We start from the raw sequence: 19282 nt of genomic DNA, 5'->3' as shown, positions 1-19282 counted from the left end.
AGGCTTGAGGCGCCTTACTTCTTCGCCTGGGCCTTAAATTTCTTCATCCACACCAGCAGTTCAAATACGCCAAAAATAAACACGCGCAGCTGCTGCCAGCCGGTCATCTGCGGACCGTCTTTTGGCAGGCCGTTTTTCAGCATCACCATCTGCAGGGCGTGCATGAAGGTGGTAAAGATAAAGGCCACGTTCACAAAGATGTTCATCGGGCGCGGGAACGGGTGCACCAGATTGAGGAGCAGAAATGCCCAGACGCCCAGCATCAACAAACGTCCCACATTAATCAGTACTGGCATTGGATTCTCCTTGTGCCTGACGGTGATACAGACGATAAGCGACCTGACCTGCCACTTTTTCTCGGTGCAGATCCCAGTGTACCGGGACCGGCGGTAAACCATTTTCGACTTCGCTTTCGACGTAGATTAACGCGTCATCCGCCAGCCAGCCGTTGTTTTCCAGCAGGGATAACGTCTCCTCCAGCAGCCCCTTGCGGAACGGCGGGTCGACAAACACCACGTTGTGCGGCGTGCCCTTTTGCGCGAGGAAGCTCAGTGTGTTGGTATTCACTACTTTGGCGTTGGTCGCTTTCAGCGTTGCCAGATTTTGCTGCAACGTCTGCGCAACGCCGCGCTCCATTTCCAGCAGCGTGGCGCTGGCGGCATAGCGCGACAGCGCCTCCAGACCCAGCGCGCCGCTGCCCGCGAAGCAGTCCAGGCAGTGGGCATCCACCATTGAGGGGGCCAGCCAGTTAAACAGCGTTTCGCGTACGCGGTCCGTGGTTGGGCGTAGTCCGGGGCTATCCGGCACCGGTAATTTCCGGCCTCGCCACTGGCCGCCGATAATACGAATTTGACCGGCTGGGGCGCGGTTGGTTTTCTTCATCTCTGGAAAGCTCTGTTAACAATTGGCCTGCGATTGCGGGCGGTGATGTCAATTAAGTAAAGTGTTAGACTATTTCATCATTTTTTTAGCTTCCATGTATATAGCGCCGCGAGGAGTGTAGTCGCAGATGGCAAAACAAAAAAAACGTGGCTTCTTTTCCTGGCTGGGCTTCGGTGAAAAAGAGCAAGAAACAGAGCAGAAAACCGAAGAACAACAAGCCGTTGAAGAGCAGTATCAGCCTGAAACGCCGGTAGAAACTGCCGCCGTTGTCGACGCGGAAGAGCACGCGCACAGCAAAGAAGAGACCGAAGCCTTTGCTGAAGAGGTGGTGGAAGTTACCGAACAGGTTCAGGAAAGCGAGAAGCCAGAACCCGTTGTGGTAGAAGACGTTATCGATACGCCGCAGGCGATTATCGAGCATGAAACGTTGCCGCTGCCGGAAGAGGTGAAAGCCGAAGAGGTTTCAGCGCAGGAGTGGCAGGCCGAGGCAGAAACCGTCGAAATTGTTGAGGCGGTGGAAGAAGAAGCACAAGACGAGCCAGCGCTTACCGACGAAGAGCTGGAAGCCCAGGCGCTGGCGGCAGACGCGGCGGAAGAAGCGGTTATCGTCGTGCCGGTGGAAGCGCAACCAGAGCAGGGTGAAGAGGTTGCTCAGGAGCAGGAAAAACCCACCAAAGAAGGTTTCTTCGCCCGCCTGAAGCGTAGCCTGCTCAAAACCAAAGAAAACTTAGGTTCCGGATTTATCAGTCTGTTCCGCGGCAAGAAGATCGACGACGATCTCTTTGAAGAGCTGGAAGAGCAACTGCTGATCGCCGACGTTGGGGTGGAAACAACCCGTAAGATCATCGCCAGTCTGACCGAAGGGGCGAGCCGCAAGGCGCTGCGTGACGCCGAAGCGCTGTACGGTCTGCTGAAAGACGAGATGGGCGAAATCCTCGCAAAAGTTGACGAACCGCTTAATATTGAAGGCAAAACGCCATTTGTTATTCTGATGGTTGGCGTGAACGGTGTGGGGAAAACCACCACCATCGGCAAGCTGGCGCGACAGTTTGAGCAGCAGGGCAAATCGGTAATGCTGGCGGCAGGTGATACCTTCCGTGCGGCGGCGGTTGAGCAGCTGCAGGTCTGGGGCCAGCGTAACAACATCCCGGTGATTGCGCAGCATACCGGTGCGGATTCCGCCTCCGTTATCTTTGACGCTATTCAGGCGGCGAAGTCGCGTAACGTGGATGTGCTGATTGCCGATACCGCAGGGCGTTTGCAGAACAAAGCGCACCTGATGGAAGAGTTGAAGAAAATCGTCCGCGTCATGAAGAAGCTGGACGAAGAGGCACCGCATGAAATTATGCTGACCATTGATGCCAGCACCGGACAGAACGCCATCAGCCAGGCGAAGCTGTTCCATGAAGCGGTAGGGCTGACCGGGATCACGCTGACCAAACTGGACGGCACCGCGAAAGGCGGGGTGATCTTCTCCGTGGCCGATCAGTTCAATATTCCTATCCGTTACATCGGTGTGGGCGAGCGTATTGAGGATTTACGTCCGTTTAAAGCGGACGACTTTATTGAGGCACTATTTGCCCGAGAGGACTAACAATGATTCGCTTTGAACACGTCAGCAAGGCCTATCTCGGTGGGAGACAAGCGCTGCAGGGGGTGACATTCCACCTGCAGCCAGGCGAGATGGCATTCCTGACCGGCCATTCCGGCGCGGGGAAAAGTACCCTGCTCAAGCTTATCTGTGGGATCGAGCGGCCGAGCGCCGGGAAAATCTGGTTCAGCGGCCATGATATTAGCCGTCTGAAAAACCGTGAGGTGCCGTTCCTGCGTCGTCAGATTGGCATGATTTTCCAGGACCACCACCTGCTGATGGATCGCACCGTTTTCGATAACGTGGCCATTCCGCTGATTATTGCCGGTGCCAGCTATGATGATATCCGTCGTCGCGTCTCTGCGGCGCTGGATAAAGTCGGGCTGCTGGACAAAGCGAAGAACTTCCCGATCCAGCTGTCTGGCGGTGAACAGCAGCGTGTGGGGATTGCCCGTGCGGTGGTGAACAAACCTGCGGTACTGCTGGCGGATGAACCGACCGGTAACCTGGACGACGCCCTGTCAGAAGGGATTTTGCGTCTGTTTGAGGAATTTAACCGCGTTGGGGTGACGGTATTGATGGCGACGCACGACATCGGGCTGATTTCCCGTCGTTCGTACCGCATGCTGACCCTGAGCGACGGTCATTTGCACGGAGGCCTCGGTGAATAAGCGTGATGCAATAAACCAGATTCGGCAGTTCGGAAACCGGTTTGACCGCTTCCGTAAGCCGCAGGGCGGCGGTGACGGCAATCGTAATGCGCCAAAGCGTGCGAAAGCGGCGCCTAAGCCGAACTCCCGCAAAACCAACGTGTTCAACGAGCAGGTGCGTTATGCCTTCCACGGTGCGCTGCAGGACCTGAAAAGCAAACCGCTGGCGACGTTCCTGACGGTGATGGTGATTGCCATCTCCCTGACGCTGCCAAGCGTCTGCTACATGGTCTATAAAAACGTTAACCAGGCGGCGTCGCAGTACTATCCTTCTCCGCAGATCACGGTCTATCTGGATAAGGCGCTCGACGATAACGCGGCGGCGCAGGTTGTGGGGCAAATCCAGGCCGAACAGGGCGTAGAGAAAGTGAATTATCTCTCTCGTGAAGAAGCCCTGGGTGAGTTCCGTAACTGGTCAGGCTTTGGCGGTGCGCTGGACATGCTTGAAGAGAACCCCCTCCCGGCCGTGGCGGTGGTGATCCCGAAACTCGATTTCCAGGGGACCGATTCGCTCAACACCCTGCGTGACCGCATCACCCGTATCAACGGGATTGATGAAGTGCGCATGGATGACAGCTGGTTTGCGCGTCTTGCTGCGCTGACCGGGCTGGTAGGGCGCGTGGCGGCGATGATTGGTGTGCTGATGGTGGCGGCGGTCTTCCTCGTCATCGGTAACAGCGTGCGCCTGAGCATTTTCGCGCGTCGCGACACCATCAACGTGCAGAAACTGATTGGTGCGACGGATGGCTTCATCCTGCGTCCGTTCCTGTACGGCGGCGCATTGCTCGGTTTTTCCGGCGCATTTCTTTCACTGATATTGTCAGAAATTTTGGTGATGCGGCTGTCCTCTGCCGTAACCGAGGTGGCGCAGGTTTTCGGAACGAAGTTTGATATCAGTGGCTTAGGGTTCGATGAGTGCCTGTTACTGCTGCTGGTGTGCTCGATGATCGGCTGGGTGGCAGCATGGCTGGCAACCGTGCAACATTTACGTCACTTTACTCCCGACTAATAAAAGCGTGATATAATCTTTCCCTGCACCGAGATGTTCGCTCTGCAGGGAAAGCGTCCCTGTTGTCTCTTCCCCTGTTATCATCTCCATGTCACAATTTGTGCATAATTTATTCACCGTTGCACCTGGAACTTGTGGATAAAATCACTGTCTGATAAAAGAGTGAATGCTAATCTCGTGGCTCAAACGCTTTGGCATGGTTGTTGCCTGATGGGGACAGCCTGGACCAGAAGAAACATTGAGAGGAATGAATGACCAAAGAAATGCAAACTTTAGCTTTAGCCCCTGTTGGTAACCTGGAATCTTATATCCGGGCTGCGAACACCTGGCCGATGTTAACGGCCGAGGAAGAAAAGGAGCTTGCTGAAAAGCTGCATTACCAGGGCGATCTGGAAGCAGCGAAAAAGCTGATCCTGTCTCACCTGCGCTTTGTTGTTCACATTGCTCGTAATTATGCGGGCTATGGCCTGCCGCAGGCGGACTTGATTCAGGAAGGTAACATCGGTCTGATGAAGGCTGTACGTCGCTTCAACCCGGAAGTGGGTGTGCGACTGGTCTCCTTCGCCGTGCACTGGATCAAAGCAGAAATTCATGAATACGTGCTGCGCAACTGGCGTATCGTGAAAGTCGCCACGACAAAAGCGCAACGTAAACTGTTCTTCAACCTGCGTAAAACCAAGCAGCGTCTGGGCTGGTTCAATCAGGATGAAGTTGAAATGGTGGCGCGCGAGCTGGGCGTATCCAGCAAAGACGTGCGTGAGATGGAATCCCGTATGGCCGCGCAGGACATGACCTTCGATATGTCCTCCGACGACGACGGCTCTGACAGCCAGCCAATGGCACCGGTTCTGTATCTGCAGGATAAAACCTCTAACTTTGCTGACGACATTGAAGAGGATAACTGGGAAGATCAGGCCGCGAACAAGCTGACTTCAGCAATGGAAGGCCTCGACGAACGTAGCCAGGATATTATCCGCGCCCGCTGGCTGGACGAAGACAACAAGTCCACGCTGCAGGAGCTGGCCGACCGCTACGGCGTCTCCGCTGAACGTGTGCGTCAGCTTGAAAAGAACGCCATGAAAAAACTTCGCGCCGCTATCGAAGCGTAATTTCCGCGATGTCCCCGATAACCCTCGAATGCAAATTCGGGGGTTTTGTTTTTTTATCTCCCGCTCTGGCGAATTCCCTCCCCCTGGCAAACACTTACAGATGCGCTAAGCAGGTGAATTTCTCAGGGGGACAGGGTGAAAAACAGTGAACTGAATGACCGGCGTTTGCAGGCGACGCCGCGCGGTATCGGCGTGATGTGTAACTTCTACGCCGATAAAGCCGAAAATGCCACGGTGTGGGACGTCGAGGGTAACGAGTATATCGACTTCGCCGCCGGGATTGCGGTGCTGAATACCGGCCATCGGCATCCAAAAGTCATTGCCGCCATCGAAAAACAACTCCACGCATTTACCCATACGGCATACCAGATTGTCCCGTACGAAGGCTATGTGGCGCTTGCTGAGCGCATCAACCAACGTGTACCCGTTGATGGGCCTGCCAAAACGGCTTTCTTCTCTACGGGAGCAGAGGCGGTCGAAAACGCGGTAAAAATTGCCCGCGCGTATACCCGTCGTCCTGGCCTGATCGCCTTTGGCGGTGCCTTCCACGGCCGTACCTTTATGACGATGGCGTTGACGGGGAAAGTGGCGCCGTACAAACTCGGTTTCGGTCCGTTTCCCGGATCGGTTTATCACGCACACTATCCAAATGATCTGTACGGCGTCAGCACAGCAGAAGCGTTAAAAAGCCTCGAACGCATCTTCAAAGCCGACATTGCGCCGGACCAGGTGGCGGCCATTATCCTGGAACCGGTTCAGGGGGAGGGGGGATTCAACATTGCCCCCGCCGATTTTATGCAGGCCCTGCGCGAACTGTGCGATACGCACGGAATTTTGCTGATTGCCGACGAAGTGCAAAGTGGCTTTGCGCGAACCGGCAAGCTGTTCTCGATGGAACACCATTGCGTGAAGCCGGATCTGATCACCATGGCGAAAAGCCTGGCCGGCGGGATGCCGCTCTCGGCGGTCTCAGGCCGGGCGGAGGTGATGGATGCCCCCGCACCTGGCGGGCTGGGCGGGACTTACGCCGGCAACCCGCTGGCGATTGCCGCAGCCCATGCCGTGCTGGATGTGATTGATGAAGAGGATCTCTGCACGCGCGCGGCGCATCTTGGCCATCATCTGGTGGAAGTGCTGAACAAAGCGAAGGGCGACTGTCCGTTTATCGCTGATATTCGTGCCCAGGGCTCAATGGTGGCGGTGGAATTTAACGACCCGCAAACCGGGCTGCCGTCGCCTGAATTCACGCGTCAGGTCCAGGAGCGTGCGTTGCAGGAAGGTCTATTGCTGCTGAGCTGCGGCGTGTACGGCAACGTTATCCGTTTCCTCTATCCGCTTACCATCCCCGAAGTTCAGTTCCGTAAAGCGCTGGATATTATCTCCGCGTCGCTGACACGTTAAAGCCCTGGCCCGGCGGTGATCCCTGCCGGGCTTATCATATATTCATTTCAAATTAGCTATTCCAAAATCATAAAAATGGGGTATGTTTTAGCAGAGTATGCTGAAAAAGCGCGACTGTCATACCTATAACTGAAATAAAGCGCTACACAACAACATCACGACAATCGTAATAACCATAATAATGGGGAATCTCAGGATGAATATGAAGGGTAAAGCGTTACTGGCAGGATGTATTGCGTTGGCATTCAGCACGATGGCACAGGCCGATATTAAAGTGGCTGTCGTGGGCGCGATGTCCGGTCCGGTAGCACAGTACGGCGACCAGGAATTTACCGGCGCAGAACAGGCGGTTGCAGACATTAATGCTAAGGGCGGTATCAAGGGCGAAAAACTGCAGATCGTAAAATATGATGATGCCTGTGACCCGAAACAAGCGGTTGCCGTGGCGAACAAAGTGGTGAACGACGGAATCAAATACGTTATCGGTCACCTGTGCTCCTCTTCCACGCAGCCCGCGTCTGATATCTACGAAGACGAAGGCATTCTGATGATCACCCCGGCTGCAACGGCGCCGGAGCTGACCGCACGTGGCTATAAGCTGACCCTGCGTACCACCGGTCTGGATTCAGACCAGGGCCCAACCGCGGCAAAATACATTCTGGACAACGTGAAGCCGAAGCGTATCGCGATTGTTCACGACAAACAGCAGTATGGTGAAGGTCTGGCGCGTGCCGTGCAGGATGGTCTGAAGAAAGGCAATGCCAATGTAGTCTTCTTCGACGGTATCACCGCCGGTGAGAAAGACTTCTCCACTCTGGTGGCGCGTCTGAAGAAAGAGAATATTGATTTCGTTTACTACGGTGGCTATCACCCTGAAATGGGCCAGATCCTGCGTCAGGCACGTGCGGCCGGCCTGAAAACCCAGTTTATGGGTCCGGAAGGGGTTGCGAACGTTTCCCTGTCTAACATCGCCGGTGAGTCTGCTGAAGGCCTGCTGGTGACCAAACCGAAGAACTACGACCAGGTGCCTGCGAACAAACCGATCGTAGATGCCATCAAGGCGAAGAAACAGGATCCAAGCGGCGCGTTCGTCTGGACCACCTACGCTGCGCTGCAGTCTCTGCAGGCGGGTCTGAACCAGTCAGCCGATCCGGCTGAGATTGCCACCTGGCTGAAAGGCAACTCTGTCGATACCGTGATGGGTCCGCTTTCCTGGGATGCGAAGGGCGATCTGAAAGGCTTCGAGTTCGGCGTGTTTGACTGGCATGCTAACGGAACGGCGACCGACGCCAAATAAAAGCAAACGGCAACCTTTCGGTTGCCGTTTTAGTATTTGCACCCTCTCCTGTGGGAGAGGGGCGGGGTGAGGGCATCAGGCGGCATTCAGCAAACCTGACGTTTCTCCCACCCGTTCTCCTGCGCCGTAAACCCTAACGCCTGCATAAACGCCGCCATCACGCCGCGGTCTTCCACGCCCACGTCGGCCATCCACCAGGAGGTAACGTTCGGGTTTTCACGGATTATCTCTTCAATTAAATACTGCCCCACACCGCGACGACGGGTCACGTCACGCACGCGCAGTGAGTCCAGCGCCCCTTCGGTGCCGCTCAGCGTCACGCGAACCGCGGCGAGCAGACGCTCGTTAAAGCGCGCGGCGTAGATGCGGTGTGTCTCATCGACACGGAGCGATGAAGGGGAATATTCCGGCCAGATCTTGCCCAGGTCGATATGATCCTGGTCGCTAAAGGTCACCAGACGCACGATAGTCAGTTTCATTAGCTGCTTGTCCAAATCAAATTGAGTAGGGGCAGTGTACTCAATTTATTCCCTCAGCGGCTTCCTCTTTTTATCCCGGCTCACCAGGTGATTAGTTTTTTGGCAGCGCGAAGGGCAGTTTGAAAACACATGGATCGAAAAATAAGCAGAATTTTAACCTGAATGGCAGTGAATTATTCGGCGCTTTGTACCGTTATTTTATGCTGCAAACTGCAATTTTATTTGTTTATCTCTGCCCTATTTCAGAATATTATCTTTGCTTAATCGCCTGAAAAATAGAGATTTTAGTCTGGTTTTTATGAAAAAACTGCGCTAAACCATTAAAGGCGCTGGTAAAAATAGCGTTGTGCATTAAAAGTACAGAATGCTTTTTAACCATAATAAAACAAAATATATACACGACATCACGAATGGGGATTCAGAGATGAAAAGGAACGCGAAGACGTTAATCGCGGGGATGGTTGCATTGGCGATTTCGCATGCAGCCATGGCGGAAGATATTAAGGTTGCTGTAGTGGGTGCGATGTCCGGTCCTGTTGCCCAGTGGGGGGATATGGAGTTCAACGGTGCTCGCCAGGCAATCAAAGACATCAACGCCAAAGGCGGCATCAAAGGCGACAAGCTGGTTGGCGTGGAATATGACGACGCCTGCGATCCCAAACAGGCCGTCGCGGTCGCTAACAAAATCGTGAACGATGGCATCCAGTACGTGATTGGCCACCTGTGCTCGTCGTCCACCCAGCCTGCGTCTGATATCTACGAAGACGAAGGCATTCTGATGATTACCCCGGGCGCAACCAACCCTGAACTGACTCAGCGCGGTTATCAGCACATCATGCGTACTGCCGGTCTGGACTCGTCTCAGGGACCAACCGCCGCCCGATACATCCTCGACACCGTCAAGCCGACGCGCATCGCCATTATTCATGACAAACAGCAGTATGGTGAAGGCCTGGCGCGTTCCGTTCAGGACGGGCTGAAAAAAGGCGGCGCGAATATCGTCTTCTTTGATGGCATCACCGCTGGCGAGAAAGATTTCTCCGCGCTGATCGCCCGTCTGCAAAAAGAGAATATCGATTTTGTTTACTACGGCGGCTACTACCCGGAAATGGGTCAGATGCTGCGTCAGGCGCGTTCGGTCGGGCTGAAAACCCAGTTTATGGGGCCAGAAGGCGTCGGTAACGCCTCCCTGTCGAACATCGCCGGGGACGCAGGCGAAGGAATGCTGGTGACGATGCCAAAACGCTATGACCAGGATCCTGCGAACAAGGCTATCGTAGACGCGCTCAAGGCGCAGAAGAAAGATCCAAGTGGTCCGTACGTCTGGATCACCTACGCGGCGGTGCAGTCTCTGGCAACCGCGCTGGATCGCACCGGCAGCAAAGAACCGCTGGATCTGGTGAAAGATTTAAAAGCACACGGGGCGAACACCGTGATTGGGCCGCTGAACTGGGATGAGAAAGGCGATCTGAAGGGATTTGAGTTTGGTGTCTTTAAGTGGCACGCCGACGGTTCGTCCTCGGTCGCCAAATAATTATCCCACCGCCCGGACCGCCGGGCGGGTATAAAAAGGTTTGCATATGTCCGAGCAGTTTCTCTATTTCCTGCAGCAGATGTTTAACGGCGTCACGCTGGGAAGCACCTACGCGCTGATCGCCATCGGCTACACGATGGTTTACGGCATTATCGGCATGATTAACTTCGCCCACGGCGAGGTCTACATGATCGGTAGCTATGTCTCCTTTATGATTATCGCCGCCCTGATGATGATGGGTATCGACAGCAGCTGGCTGCTGGTCGCCGCCGGGTTTGTCGGCGCGATTGTGATTGCCAGCGCCTATGGCTGGAGCATTGAACGCGTGGCGTACCGGCCGGTGCGTAGCTCCAAACGCCTGATTGCGCTGATCTCCGCCATCGGGATGTCGATCTTCCTGCAAAACTACGTCAGCCTGACGGAAGGCTCGCGCGACGTGGCGCTGCCAAGCCTGTTCAACGGTCAGTGGGTGGTCGGTGCCAGCGAGAACTTCTCTGCCTCTATCACCACCATGCAGCTGGTGATCTGGGTGGTGACCTTCGTTGCAATGCTCGCCCTGACGGTCTTTATCCGCTACTCGCGTATGGGACGCGCCTGCCGTGCCTGCGCAGAAGATCTGAAGATGGCGAGCCTGCTTGGCATCAACACCGACCGCGTTATCGCCCTGACCTTTGTGATTGGGGCAGCGATGGCGGCGGTCGCGGGTGTCCTGCTGGGGCAATTCTACGGCGTTATCAACCCGTACATCGGCTTTATGGCCGGGATGAAAGCCTTCACCGCGGCGGTCCTGGGCGGTATCGGCAGTATTCCTGGCGCGATGATTGGCGGCCTGATCCTGGGCGTGGCCGAAGCGCTCTCCTCCGCGTATCTGAGTACGGAATATAAAGATGTGGTGTCGTTTGCCCTGCTGATTCTGGTTCTGCTGGTAATGCCTACCGGTATTCTGGGTCGTCCGGAGGTAGAGAAAGTATGAAACCGATGCATTTCGCAATGGCGCTCCTCTCAGCCGCCATGTTCTTCGTGCTGGCAGGCGTCTTTATGGGCGTCCAGTTAGAGCTGGACGGCACAAAACTGGTGGTGGATACCGCCGCCGACATTCGCTGGCAGTGGATATTCATTGGCACCGCGGTTGTGTTTCTGTTCCAGATGCTGCGTCCTGTGTTCCAGAAGACGCTGAAAAGTGTCTCCGGTCCGAAATTTGTTCTGCCGGCTCTCGACGGCTCAACAGTTAAGCAGAAGCTGTTCTTCGTGGCGCTGCTGGTGGCTGCGGTGGCGTGGCCGTTTGTGGTCTCTCGCGGTACGGTCGATATCGCGACCCTGACCATGATCTACGTGATCCTCGGTCTGGGCCTGAACGTAGTGGTGGGGCTGTCTGGCCTGCTGGTGCTGGGCTACGGTGGTTTCTACGCCATCGGGGCCTATACCTTCGCGCTGCTGAACCACTATTACGGTCTCGGCTTCTGGACCTGTCTGCCGCTGGCGGGCCTGGTCTCCGCCGCCGCGGGCTTCCTGCTGGGCTTCCCGGTCTTACGCCTGCGCGGTGACTATCTGGCGATTGTGACTTTAGGCTTCGGCGAAATCGTGCGTATCCTGCTGCTCAACAACACCGAAGTGACCGGCGGCCCGAACGGGATCAGCCAGATCCCGAAACCGACCTTCTTTGGTCTGGAGTTCAGCCGTACGGCTCGCGAAGGGGGCTGGGATACCTTCAGCAACTTCTTTGGCGTGAAGTACGATCCGTCCGACCGGGTGATTTGGCTCTACCTGGTGGCGCTGCTGCTGGTGGTGCTTACCCTGTTCGTGATTAACCGTCTGCTGCGTATGCCGCTGGGCCGTGCGTGGGAAGCGCTGCGTGAAGATGAAATCGCCTGCCGTTCACTGGGCCTCAACCCGACCCGCATCAAGCTGACTGCGTTTACCATCAGCGCCGCGTTTGCCGGTTTTGCCGGTACGCTGTTTGCCGCGCGTCAGGGCTTTGTCAGCCCCGAATCGTTTACCTTTGCTGAATCTGCCTTTGTACTGGCGATTGTGGTGCTCGGCGGTATGGGCTCGCAGTTTGCCGTTATCCTGGCGGCCATTCTGCTGGTGGTCTCCCGTGAGCTGATGCGCGACTTTAACGAATACAGCATGCTGATGCTGGGTGGTTTGATGGTGCTGATGATGATCTGGCGTCCGCAGGGCTTGCTGCCGATGACCCGTCCACAGCTGAAGCTGAAAAACGGGCAAGCGAAAGGAGAGCAGGCATGAGCCAGCCATTATTATCCGTTAACGGCCTGATGATGCGTTTTGGCGGCCTGCTCGCCGTCAACAACGTGAATCTGGATCTGCACAAGAAAGAGATTGTCTCCCTGATTGGCCCTAACGGCGCGGGGAAAACCACGGTCTTTAACTGCCTGACCGGTTTCTACAAGCCGACGGGTGGCACCATCAAGCTGCGCGACCAGCATCTGGAAGGGCTTCCGGGCCAGCAGATTGCCCGCATGGGGGTGGTGCGAACCTTCCAGCACGTGCGTCTGTTCCGCGAGATGACGGTGATAGAGAACCTGCTGGTGGCGCAACACCTGCAGCTCAAAACCGGCCTTTTCTCTGGCCTGCTGAAAACCCCGGCCTTCCGCCGTGCTCAGGATGAAGCGCTCGACCGCGCCGCCACCTGGCTCGACCGTATCGGCCTGCTGCAGCATGCGAACCGTCAGGCCAGCAACCTGGCCTACGGTGACCAGCGTCGTCTGGAGATCGTGCGCTGCATGGTGACGCAGCCAGAAATCCTGATGCTCGATGAACCGGCGGCAGGGCTTAACCCGAAAGAGACCAAAGAGCTGGACGAGTTGATTGCCGAACTGCGCGATCATCACGACACCACCATCCTGCTGATTGAGCATGATATGAAGCTGGTGATGGGCATTTCTGACCGTATCTACGTGGTGAACCAGGGCACGCCGCTGGCAAACGGGACGCCGGAAGAGATCCGCAACAACCCGGACGTGATCCGTGCATACCTGGGTGAGGCATAAGATGGAAAAAGCGATGTTAACGTTCGACAAGGTTAATGCTCACTACGGCAAGATACAGGCGCTGCACGACGTCAGCCTGCATATCAATCAGGGCGAAATCGTCACCCTGATTGGCGCGAACGGTGCGGGTAAAACCACGCTGCTCGGCACCCTGTGCGGCGACCCGCGCGCCACCAGCGGGCGGATTGTCTTTGATAGCAAAGATATTACCGACTGGCAAACCGCCAGAATCATGCGTGAAGCGGTGGCGATTGTCCCGGAAGGGCGTCGCGTCTTCTCACGAATGACGGTGGAAGAGAACCTTGCGATGGGCGGCTTCTTTGCCGACCGCGACCAGTACCAGTCCCGCATCAAATGGGTCTATGAGCTGTTTCCGCGTTTGTGGGAGCGCCGTATTCAGCGGGCCGGCACGATGTCCGGTGGTGAACAGCAGATGCTGGCGATTGGTCGCGCGCTGATGAGCCAGCCGCGTTTACTGCTGCTGGATGAACCGTCGCTCGGTCTTGCGCCGATCATCATTCAGCAGATCTTCGACACCATCGAACAGCTGCGTAAAGAGGGGATGACCATCTTCCTCGTCGAACAGAACGCCAACCAGGCGCTGAAGCTCGCCGACCGCGGCTACGTGCTGGAAAACGGCCACGTGGTGCTCTCCGATACCGGCGACGCGCTGCTGGCAAACGAAGCGGTGCGAAGCGCCTATCTCGGCGGCTAGATAAAAGCAAAAGCAAAAAGGCAACGTCAGTTGCCTTTTTTCATGCAGGGTACCAGACCGCACCGAACTTACCCCAACCGCCTTCACACAACCATCATCCGCCTGACGTTTTGTTGTCATCTCACTGTAAAGAAACAGTTATTTTTCTGTCATTCGAGCATGTCATGTTACCTCGCGAGCATAAAAACGCGTGATATCGCGCATCCGGCACAATAAGAGAGATGACAATGACATCGTTACGACACACAGCTTTGGGTCTGGCAATGGGGCTGACTTTTGCGGCGAACGCAATGGCTGTCACCACCATTCCGTTCTGGCATTCCATGGAAGGGGAGTTGGGTAAAGAAGTTGACTCCCTGGCGCAGCGTTTCAACGACACCCATCCGGATTACAAAATTGTGCCGGTGTACAAAGGTAACTACGAGCAGAGCCTGAGCGCGGGCATTGCCGCTTTCCGTACCGGTAATGCACCTGCGCTGCTTCAGGTTTACGAAGTCGGTACTGCGACCATGATGGCCTCTAAAGCCATTAAACCGGTCTACGAAGTGTTTAAAGACGCAGGTATCAACTTCGACGAATCGCAGTTCGTGCCGACCGTGGCGGGTTACTACACCGATTCCAAAACCGGTCATCTGTTGTCTCAGCCGTTTAACAGCTCCACGCCGGTGCTGTACTACAACAAAGACGCCTTCAAGAAAGCCGGTTTAGATCCGGAACAACCGCCAAAAACCTGGCAGGACCTGGCGGCGTACACCGCTAAGCTGAAAGCGGCGGGGATGAAGTGCGGCTACGCCAGCGGCTGGCAGGGCTGGATCCAGATTGAAAACTTCAGCGCCTGGCACGGCCTGCCGGTGGCCACCAAAAACAACGGCTTCGACGGCACCGACGCGGTACTGGAGTTCAACAAGCCAGAGCAGGTGAAGCACATCGCTCTGCTCGCCGATCTCAACAAGAAGGGCGATTTCAGCTACTTCGGGCGTAAAGACGAATCCACCGAGAAGTTCTACAACGGTGACTGTGCGATTACGACCGCCTCTTCCGGCTCTCTGGCGGATATCCGTCATTACGCAAAATTCAACTACGGCGTAGGCATGATGCCTTACGATGCTGACGTGAAAGGCGCACCGCAGAACGCCATCATCGGTGGGGCGAGCCTGTGGGTCATGCAGGGCAAAGACAAGGGCACCTACAAGGGCGTGGCCGAGTTCCTCGACTTCCTGGCGAAGCCAGAGAATGCCGCCGAATGGCATCAGAAAACCGGCTACCTGCCTATCACCACGGCCGCGTATGACCTGACCCGCGAGCAGGGCTTCTACAGCAAAAACCCGGGCGCGGATATCGCGACGCGTCAGATGCTCAACAAGCCGCCATTGCCGTTCACCAAAGGCCTGCGTCTGGGGAACATGCCGCAGATCCGTACCATCGTAGATGAAGAGCTGGAAAGCGTGTGGACCGGGAAGAAAACCCCACAGCAGGCGCTGGATTCTGCGGTAGAGCGCGGTAATCAGCTGCTGCGCCGCTTTGAGCAATCAACAAAGTCTTAATCATTTTACCCTCATCCTGTCCCTCGCCCTGCGGGAAGGGCTGGGGTGAGGGCTACCTACGCTGAGCTAAACTATGTCCTCATCCCGTCCGGTGTTCCGTTCGCGCTGGCTGCCGTATTTGCTGGTCGCGCCGCAGCTGGTCATCACCGTTATCTTCTTTATCTGGCCTGCGGGCGAGGCGCTCTGGTACTCGGTACAAAGCGTCGATCCGTTTGGGCTTTCCAGCCAGTTTGTCGGGCTGGATAACTTTACCGCACTGTTCCATGACAGCTATTACCTCGACGCCTTCTGGACGACCATGAAGTTCAGCGCGCTGGTCACTGTCAGCGGTCTTGTCGCATCGCTCTTTTTCGCGGCGCTGGTGGATTACGTGGTGCGCGGCAGCCGTCTGTATCAGACGCTGATGCTGCTACCTTACGCCGTGGCGCCTGCCGTCGCCGCCGTGCTGTGGATCTTCCTGTTTAATCCAGGGCGCGGGCTGATTACCCATTTCCTGGCGGAGTTCGGCTACGACTGGAACCACGCCCAGAACAGCGGTCAGGCGATGTTCCTGGTGGTCTTCGCGTCGGTGTGGAAACAGATCAGCTACAACTTCCTGTTCTTCTTTGCTGCGCTGCAGTCTATTCCGCGCTCGCTGGTTGAAGCCGCGGCGATTGATGGTGCAGGGCCGGTCCGTCGTTTCTTTAGGCTGTCGCTGCCGCTGATTGCCCCAGTGAGTTTCTTCCTGCTGGTGGTCAACCTGGTTTACGCCTTCTTCGACACCTTCCCGGTGATCGACGCCGCTACGGCCGGTGGCCCGGTACAGGCCACGACGACGCTTATCTATAAGATCTATCGCGAAGGCTTTGCCGGTCTGGATCTCTCGGCATCCGCCGCCCAGTCGGTCGTGCTGATGTTCCTCGTCATCCTTCTCACGGTAGTGCAGTTCCGTTATGTCGAAAGTAAGGTGCGCTACCAATGATCGAGAACCGTCGCGGGCTGACGATGTTCAGCCACACCATGCTGATTTTGGGCATCATCGTTATTCTGTTCCCGCTGTACGTGGCCTTCGTTGCCGCCACGCTGGACACCAAAGCGGTGTTTGATACGCCGATGACGTTGATCCCAGGCGGGCATCTTTTCGAAAACATGAAAACCATCTGGACCCAGGGCGTGGGCGCTAACAGCGCGCCATTCTGGCTGATGATGCTGAACAGCTTCATCATGGCGTTCGGTATTACGGTGGGCAAAATCACGGTGTCGATGCTCTCGGCTTTCGCCATCGTCTGGTTCCGCTTTCCCCTGCGTAACCTGTTCTTCTGGATGATCTTCATCACCCTGATGCTGCCGGTAGAAGTGCGTATTTTCCCGACGGTGGAAGTGATCGCCAACCTGAAGATGCTGGACAGCTACGCAGGTTTAACCCTGCCGCTGATGGCCTCGGCCACCGCCACCTTCCTGTTCCGCCAGTTCTTTATGACCCTGCCGGACGAGTTGATTGAGGCCGCGCGTATTGACGGAGCCTCGCCGATGCGCTTCTTCCGTGACATCGTGCTGCCGCTGTCGAAAACCAACCTTGCGGCGCTGTTTGTCATCACCTTTATCTACGGCTGGAACCAGTATCTGTGGCCGCTGCTGATTATTCAGGACGTCAATCTTGGCACCGCCGTGGCGGGCATCAAAGGCATGATCGCCACCGGTGAAGGCACCACGCTCTGGAATCAGGTGATGGCGGCGATGCTGCTCACCCTTATCCCCCCGGTCGTTATCGTTTTAGCCATGCAGCGTGCGTTCGTGCGTGGTTTAGTGGACAGTGAGAAATAAGATGGCAGGTTTAAAATTACAGGCAGTGACCAAAAGCTGGGACAACAAAACCCAGGTCATTCAGCCGTTAACGCTCGACGTGGCGGACGGGGAATTTATCGTGATGGTTGGCCCGTCAGGCTGCGGTAAATCGACGCTGCTGCGCATGGTTGCCGGGCTTGAACGTGTGACCAGCGGCGATATCTGGATCGATCGCCAGCGCGTGACCGAGATGGAGCCGAAGGACCGGGGCATCGCGATGGTGTTTCAGAACTACGCCCTTTACCCGCACATGAGCGTGGAAGAGAACATGGCCTGGGGGCTGAAAATCCGCGGGATGGGCAAAAGCCATATCGATGAGCGCGTGAAAGAGGCGGCGCGTATTCTGGAGCTGGATGGCCTGCTCAAGCGACGTCCGCGTGAACTGTCCGGCGGACAGCGCCAGCGTGTGGCGATGGGGCGCGCCATTGTGCGTGACCCCGCGGTATTTCTGTTCGATGAGCCGCTCTCAAACCTTGATGCCAAGCTGCGCGTGCAGATGCGCCTTGAGCTGCAGCAGCTGCACCGTCGTCTGAAAACCACCTCCCTGTATGTGACGCACGATCAGGTGGAAGCGATGACCCTCGCCCAGCGCGTGATGGTGATGAACAAAGGCGTCGCCGAGCAGATTGGCACCCCGGTAGAGGTATACGAGAAACCGGCCTCCCGCTTTGTGGCGAGCTTTATTGGCAGCCCGGCGATGAACCTGCTGGAAGGGCGGCTCAGCAGCGCCGGTACGCATTTTGAGCTGGAAAGTGGGATGGCGCTGCCCGTAAACGGGTACTATCGTGGCTATGCCGGGCGTAAGATGACGCTCGGTATCCGCCCGGAACATATTGGTTTAACCTCACAGGCGGAAGGCGGCGTGCCGCTGGTCATGGACACGCTGGAGATGCTGGGGGCTGACAACCTGGCGCACGGACGTTGGGGTGAACAAAAAATGGTGGTGCGTCTGGCCCATCAGGAGCGCCCTAAAGCAGGCAGCACGCTGTGGCTGCATCTGCCGGAAAATCACCTGCACGTATTCGACGGTGAAACAGGACAACGTATATGAGTAACTGGCCTTATCCCCACATCGTCGCCCACCGGGGCGGCGGTAAACTGGCTCCGGAAAACACGCTGGCGGCTATCGATATGGGCGCGCATTACGGTCACACGATGATCGAGTTCGACGCCAAGCTATCGAAAGACGGCGAGATTTTCCTTCTGCATGATGACAACCTCGAACGCACCAGCAATGGCTGGGGCGTGGCGGGAGACCTGCCGTGGCGCGATCTGCTGAACGTCGACGCCGGAAGCTGGTACAGCAGCGAGTTCAAAGGCGAGCCGCTGCCGCTGCTGGCGGAAGTGGCCGACCGCTGTCGCCTGCATGGCATGATGGCCAATATCGAAATCAAACCAACCACCGGCACCGGGCCGCTCACAGGTAAAGTCATTGCGCTGGCCGCGCGTGAGCTGTGGGAGGGCATGACGCCACCCCTGCTGTCGTCGTTTGACATTGATGCCCTGGAGGCGGCGCAGGCGTCCGTTCCGGCGTTGCCGCGCGGACTGCTGCTCGACACGTGGCGTGATGACTGGCGTGAGCTGACCAGCCGTTTAGGGTGTGTGTCGATTCACCTGAACCACGCGCTGCTGGATGAGGCACGGGTAAACGTGTTGAAAGAGGCAGGGCTGCATATTCTGGTCTATACCGTCAACAAACCCCAGCGCGCGGCGGAGCTGCTGCGCTGGGGGGTGGACAGTATCTGTACCGATGCGATTGACGCGATCGGCCCGAACTTTAGTTCTGCGAAGAATTAAGCATCCCGCCATTCGACGGTGACTGGGACGGCAGCATATGCTGCTGTCCGCTGCCCGACGAGGTCATCCCGCCCAGCATTCCGCCGTTCGGGTTAGGCAGCGGCTGCTCACGCACCTGACCCTGCTGTATGCGCTGGGTGTTGGTGTTCATCTGGTTTTGCAGGCTTTGCTGCTGCATCTGGGTCTGCGTTTTCAACTGCTGGTTCAGCATCCCTTTCTGCTGTTGCTGCTGGCTCATCATCTCCGTTTGCATACGCTGCTGGCTTGGAATGACGTAGCCCTGCTGGTTCGGGTTGTTCATCGTATTGAGTGGCTGTGCGAGCGCGGCAAACGGAAGCAGCGCCGTAAGAATCAGTAAGCGTTTCATTGTCATCTCCTT

The 19282-nt window shown here is 56.4% G+C and carries 20 protein-coding genes; 16 read left to right on the top strand and 4 right to left on the bottom strand.

The annotated features are described in order from the left end of the window. Positions 1-14: 14 nt before the first annotated feature. The gene (locus tag L462_RS06175) at positions 15-296 is read right to left on the bottom strand and encodes a DUF1145 family protein (protein WP_014172016.1); all 282 of its coding nucleotides are present in this window, start codon (positions 294-296) and stop codon (positions 15-17) included. Further along, positions 280-882 (bottom strand): 16S rRNA (guanine(966)-N(2))-methyltransferase, encoded by a 603-nt coding sequence (gene rsmD, locus L462_RS06180; RefSeq protein WP_032679141.1) that lies wholly within the window; start codon positions 880-882, stop codon positions 280-282. Before rsmD ends, L462_RS06175 begins: the two co-directional genes overlap by 17 nt. Before the next feature lie 127 nt (positions 883-1009). Between rsmD and ftsY the strand changes: the two genes are divergently transcribed. From ftsY to livJ, 6 genes are all read left to right on the top strand, one after another. Further along, entirely contained in the window at positions 1010-2476 is a 1467-nt protein-coding gene (gene ftsY, locus L462_RS06185) for a signal recognition particle-docking protein FtsY (protein WP_032679140.1), read from the top strand. A gap of 2 nt (positions 2477-2478) precedes the next feature. Further along, positions 2479-3144: a cell division ATP-binding protein FtsE gene (gene ftsE, locus L462_RS06190; RefSeq protein WP_014172013.1), complete on the top strand. Its 666-nt coding sequence runs from the start codon at positions 2479-2481 to the stop codon at positions 3142-3144. Beyond that, complete coding sequence (ftsX, locus tag L462_RS06195) at positions 3137-4192, top strand: permease-like cell division protein FtsX (protein WP_014172012.1); 1056 nt, start codon at positions 3137-3139, stop codon at positions 4190-4192. Before ftsE ends, ftsX begins: the two co-directional genes overlap by 8 nt. Positions 4193-4443: 251 nt before the next feature. After that, a complete protein-coding gene (rpoH, locus tag L462_RS06200) occupies positions 4444-5301 on the top strand; it encodes an RNA polymerase sigma factor RpoH (RefSeq protein ID WP_032679137.1) in 858 nt (285 codons plus the stop codon). 135 nt (positions 5302-5436) lie between these two features. After that, positions 5437-6702, top strand: coding sequence for a 4-aminobutyrate--2-oxoglutarate transaminase (locus L462_RS06205; RefSeq protein WP_032679136.1), 1266 nt, complete (start codon positions 5437-5439; stop codon positions 6700-6702). 196 nt (positions 6703-6898) lie between these two features. Continuing rightward, positions 6899-7999, top strand: a complete 1101-nt coding sequence (livJ, locus tag L462_RS06210; RefSeq protein WP_155964439.1) for a branched chain amino acid ABC transporter substrate-binding protein LivJ — start codon at positions 6899-6901, stop codon at positions 7997-7999. An 86-nt stretch (positions 8000-8085) separates the two neighbouring features. On the opposite strand, the gene panM is transcribed toward livJ, so the two are convergent. After that, positions 8086-8478 carry an aspartate 1-decarboxylase autocleavage activator PanM gene (gene panM / locus L462_RS06215; RefSeq protein ID WP_020884545.1) on the bottom strand — a complete coding sequence of 131 codons (393 nt, stop codon included), beginning with the start codon at positions 8476-8478 and terminating at the stop codon, positions 8086-8088. Between the two features lie 424 nt (positions 8479-8902). Between panM and livK the strand changes: the two genes are divergently transcribed. From livK to ugpQ, 10 genes are all read left to right on the top strand, one after another. Next, the gene (gene livK / locus L462_RS06220) at positions 8903-10012 is read left to right on the top strand and encodes a high-affinity branched-chain amino acid ABC transporter substrate-binding protein LivK (protein ID WP_020884546.1); all 1110 of its coding nucleotides are present in this window, start codon (positions 8903-8905) and stop codon (positions 10010-10012) included. A 46-nt stretch (positions 10013-10058) separates the two neighbouring features. Continuing rightward, positions 10059-10985 (top strand): high-affinity branched-chain amino acid ABC transporter permease LivH, encoded by a 927-nt coding sequence (gene livH, locus L462_RS06225; RefSeq protein ID WP_020884547.1) that lies wholly within the window; start codon positions 10059-10061, stop codon positions 10983-10985. Further along, positions 10982-12259, top strand: a complete 1278-nt coding sequence (gene livM, locus L462_RS06230) for a branched chain amino acid ABC transporter permease LivM (protein WP_014172003.1) — start codon at positions 10982-10984, stop codon at positions 12257-12259. Before livH ends, livM begins: the two co-directional genes overlap by 4 nt. Next, positions 12256-13023 (top strand): high-affinity branched-chain amino acid ABC transporter ATP-binding protein LivG, encoded by a 768-nt coding sequence (gene livG / locus L462_RS06235; protein ID WP_014172002.1) that lies wholly within the window; start codon positions 12256-12258, stop codon positions 13021-13023. The genes livM and livG overlap by 4 nt, the downstream gene beginning before the upstream one ends. A gap of 1 nt (position 13024) precedes the next feature. Next, on the top strand, positions 13025-13738 hold the full coding sequence (gene livF, locus L462_RS06240) for a high-affinity branched-chain amino acid ABC transporter ATP-binding protein LivF (RefSeq protein WP_032679133.1): 714 nt from the start codon (positions 13025-13027) through the stop codon (positions 13736-13738). 227 nt (positions 13739-13965) lie between these two features. Continuing rightward, positions 13966-15282 carry a sn-glycerol-3-phosphate ABC transporter substrate-binding protein UgpB gene (gene ugpB, locus L462_RS06245; protein ID WP_032679132.1) on the top strand — a complete coding sequence of 439 codons (1317 nt, stop codon included), beginning with the start codon at positions 13966-13968 and terminating at the stop codon, positions 15280-15282. A 73-nt stretch (positions 15283-15355) separates the two neighbouring features. Beyond that, the gene (gene ugpA, locus L462_RS06250) at positions 15356-16243 is read left to right on the top strand and encodes a sn-glycerol-3-phosphate ABC transporter permease UgpA (protein ID WP_014171998.1); all 888 of its coding nucleotides are present in this window, start codon (positions 15356-15358) and stop codon (positions 16241-16243) included. Further along, the gene (gene ugpE / locus L462_RS06255) at positions 16240-17085 is read left to right on the top strand and encodes a sn-glycerol-3-phosphate ABC transporter permease UgpE (RefSeq protein ID WP_014171997.1); all 846 of its coding nucleotides are present in this window, start codon (positions 16240-16242) and stop codon (positions 17083-17085) included. The genes ugpA and ugpE overlap by 4 nt, the downstream gene beginning before the upstream one ends. A gap of 1 nt (position 17086) precedes the next feature. After that, the gene (locus tag L462_RS06260; protein WP_032679131.1) at positions 17087-18157 is read left to right on the top strand and encodes a sn-glycerol-3-phosphate import ATP-binding protein UgpC; all 1071 of its coding nucleotides are present in this window, start codon (positions 17087-17089) and stop codon (positions 18155-18157) included. Next, the gene (gene ugpQ / locus L462_RS06265; RefSeq protein ID WP_032679130.1) at positions 18154-18903 is read left to right on the top strand and encodes a glycerophosphodiester phosphodiesterase; all 750 of its coding nucleotides are present in this window, start codon (positions 18154-18156) and stop codon (positions 18901-18903) included. Before L462_RS06260 ends, ugpQ begins: the two co-directional genes overlap by 4 nt. On the opposite strand, the gene L462_RS06270 is transcribed toward ugpQ, so the two are convergent. Next, a complete protein-coding gene (locus L462_RS06270) occupies positions 18884-19270 on the bottom strand; it encodes a DUF2756 family protein (protein ID WP_020884553.1) in 387 nt (128 codons plus the stop codon). The genes ugpQ and L462_RS06270 overlap by 20 nt on opposite strands. Positions 19271-19282 lie beyond the last annotated feature (12 nt).

Origin of the sequence: Enterobacter sp. BIDMC 26 (genome assembly GCF_000534435.1) — a bacterium.
GTDB classification, from domain to species: Bacteria; Pseudomonadota; Gammaproteobacteria; order Enterobacterales; family Enterobacteriaceae; genus Enterobacter; species Enterobacter ludwigii.
The sequence above is the reverse complement of the archived record's forward strand: the minus strand, read 5'-3'. Positions and strand labels throughout refer to the sequence as shown.

Coding starts and splice junctions, on each gene's coding strand:
- livH (WP_020884547.1), top strand. CDS start 10,059: ATGTCCGAGCAGTTTCTCTATTTCCTGCAGCAGATGTTTAACGGCGTC.
- ugpQ (WP_032679130.1), top strand. CDS start 18,154: ATGAGTAACTGGCCTTATCCCCACATCGTCGCCCACCGGGGCGGCGGT.
- ftsY (WP_032679140.1), top strand. CDS start 1,010: ATGGCAAAACAAAAAAAACGTGGCTTCTTTTCCTGGCTGGGCTTCGGT.
- rsmD (WP_032679141.1), bottom strand. CDS start 882: ATGAAGAAAACCAACCGCGCCCCAGCCGGTCAAATTCGTATTATCGGC.
- panM (WP_020884545.1), bottom strand. CDS start 8,478: ATGAAACTGACTATCGTGCGTCTGGTGACCTTTAGCGACCAGGATCAT.
- L462_RS06260 (WP_032679131.1), top strand. CDS start 17,087: ATGGCAGGTTTAAAATTACAGGCAGTGACCAAAAGCTGGGACAACAAA.
- L462_RS06175 (WP_014172016.1), bottom strand. CDS start 296: ATGCCAGTACTGATTAATGTGGGACGTTTGTTGATGCTGGGCGTCTGG.
- livM (WP_014172003.1), top strand. CDS start 10,982: ATGAAACCGATGCATTTCGCAATGGCGCTCCTCTCAGCCGCCATGTTC.
- livK (WP_020884546.1), top strand. CDS start 8,903: ATGAAAAGGAACGCGAAGACGTTAATCGCGGGGATGGTTGCATTGGCG.
- ugpE (WP_014171997.1), top strand. CDS start 16,240: ATGATCGAGAACCGTCGCGGGCTGACGATGTTCAGCCACACCATGCTG.
- L462_RS06270 (WP_020884553.1), bottom strand. CDS start 19,270: ATGAAACGCTTACTGATTCTTACGGCGCTGCTTCCGTTTGCCGCGCTC.
- livG (WP_014172002.1), top strand. CDS start 12,256: ATGAGCCAGCCATTATTATCCGTTAACGGCCTGATGATGCGTTTTGGC.
- ugpA (WP_014171998.1), top strand. CDS start 15,356: ATGTCCTCATCCCGTCCGGTGTTCCGTTCGCGCTGGCTGCCGTATTTG.
- livF (WP_032679133.1), top strand. CDS start 13,025: ATGGAAAAAGCGATGTTAACGTTCGACAAGGTTAATGCTCACTACGGC.
- ftsE (WP_014172013.1), top strand. CDS start 2,479: ATGATTCGCTTTGAACACGTCAGCAAGGCCTATCTCGGTGGGAGACAA.
- rpoH (WP_032679137.1), top strand. CDS start 4,444: ATGACCAAAGAAATGCAAACTTTAGCTTTAGCCCCTGTTGGTAACCTG.
- livJ (WP_155964439.1), top strand. CDS start 6,899: ATGAATATGAAGGGTAAAGCGTTACTGGCAGGATGTATTGCGTTGGCA.
- ugpB (WP_032679132.1), top strand. CDS start 13,966: ATGACATCGTTACGACACACAGCTTTGGGTCTGGCAATGGGGCTGACT.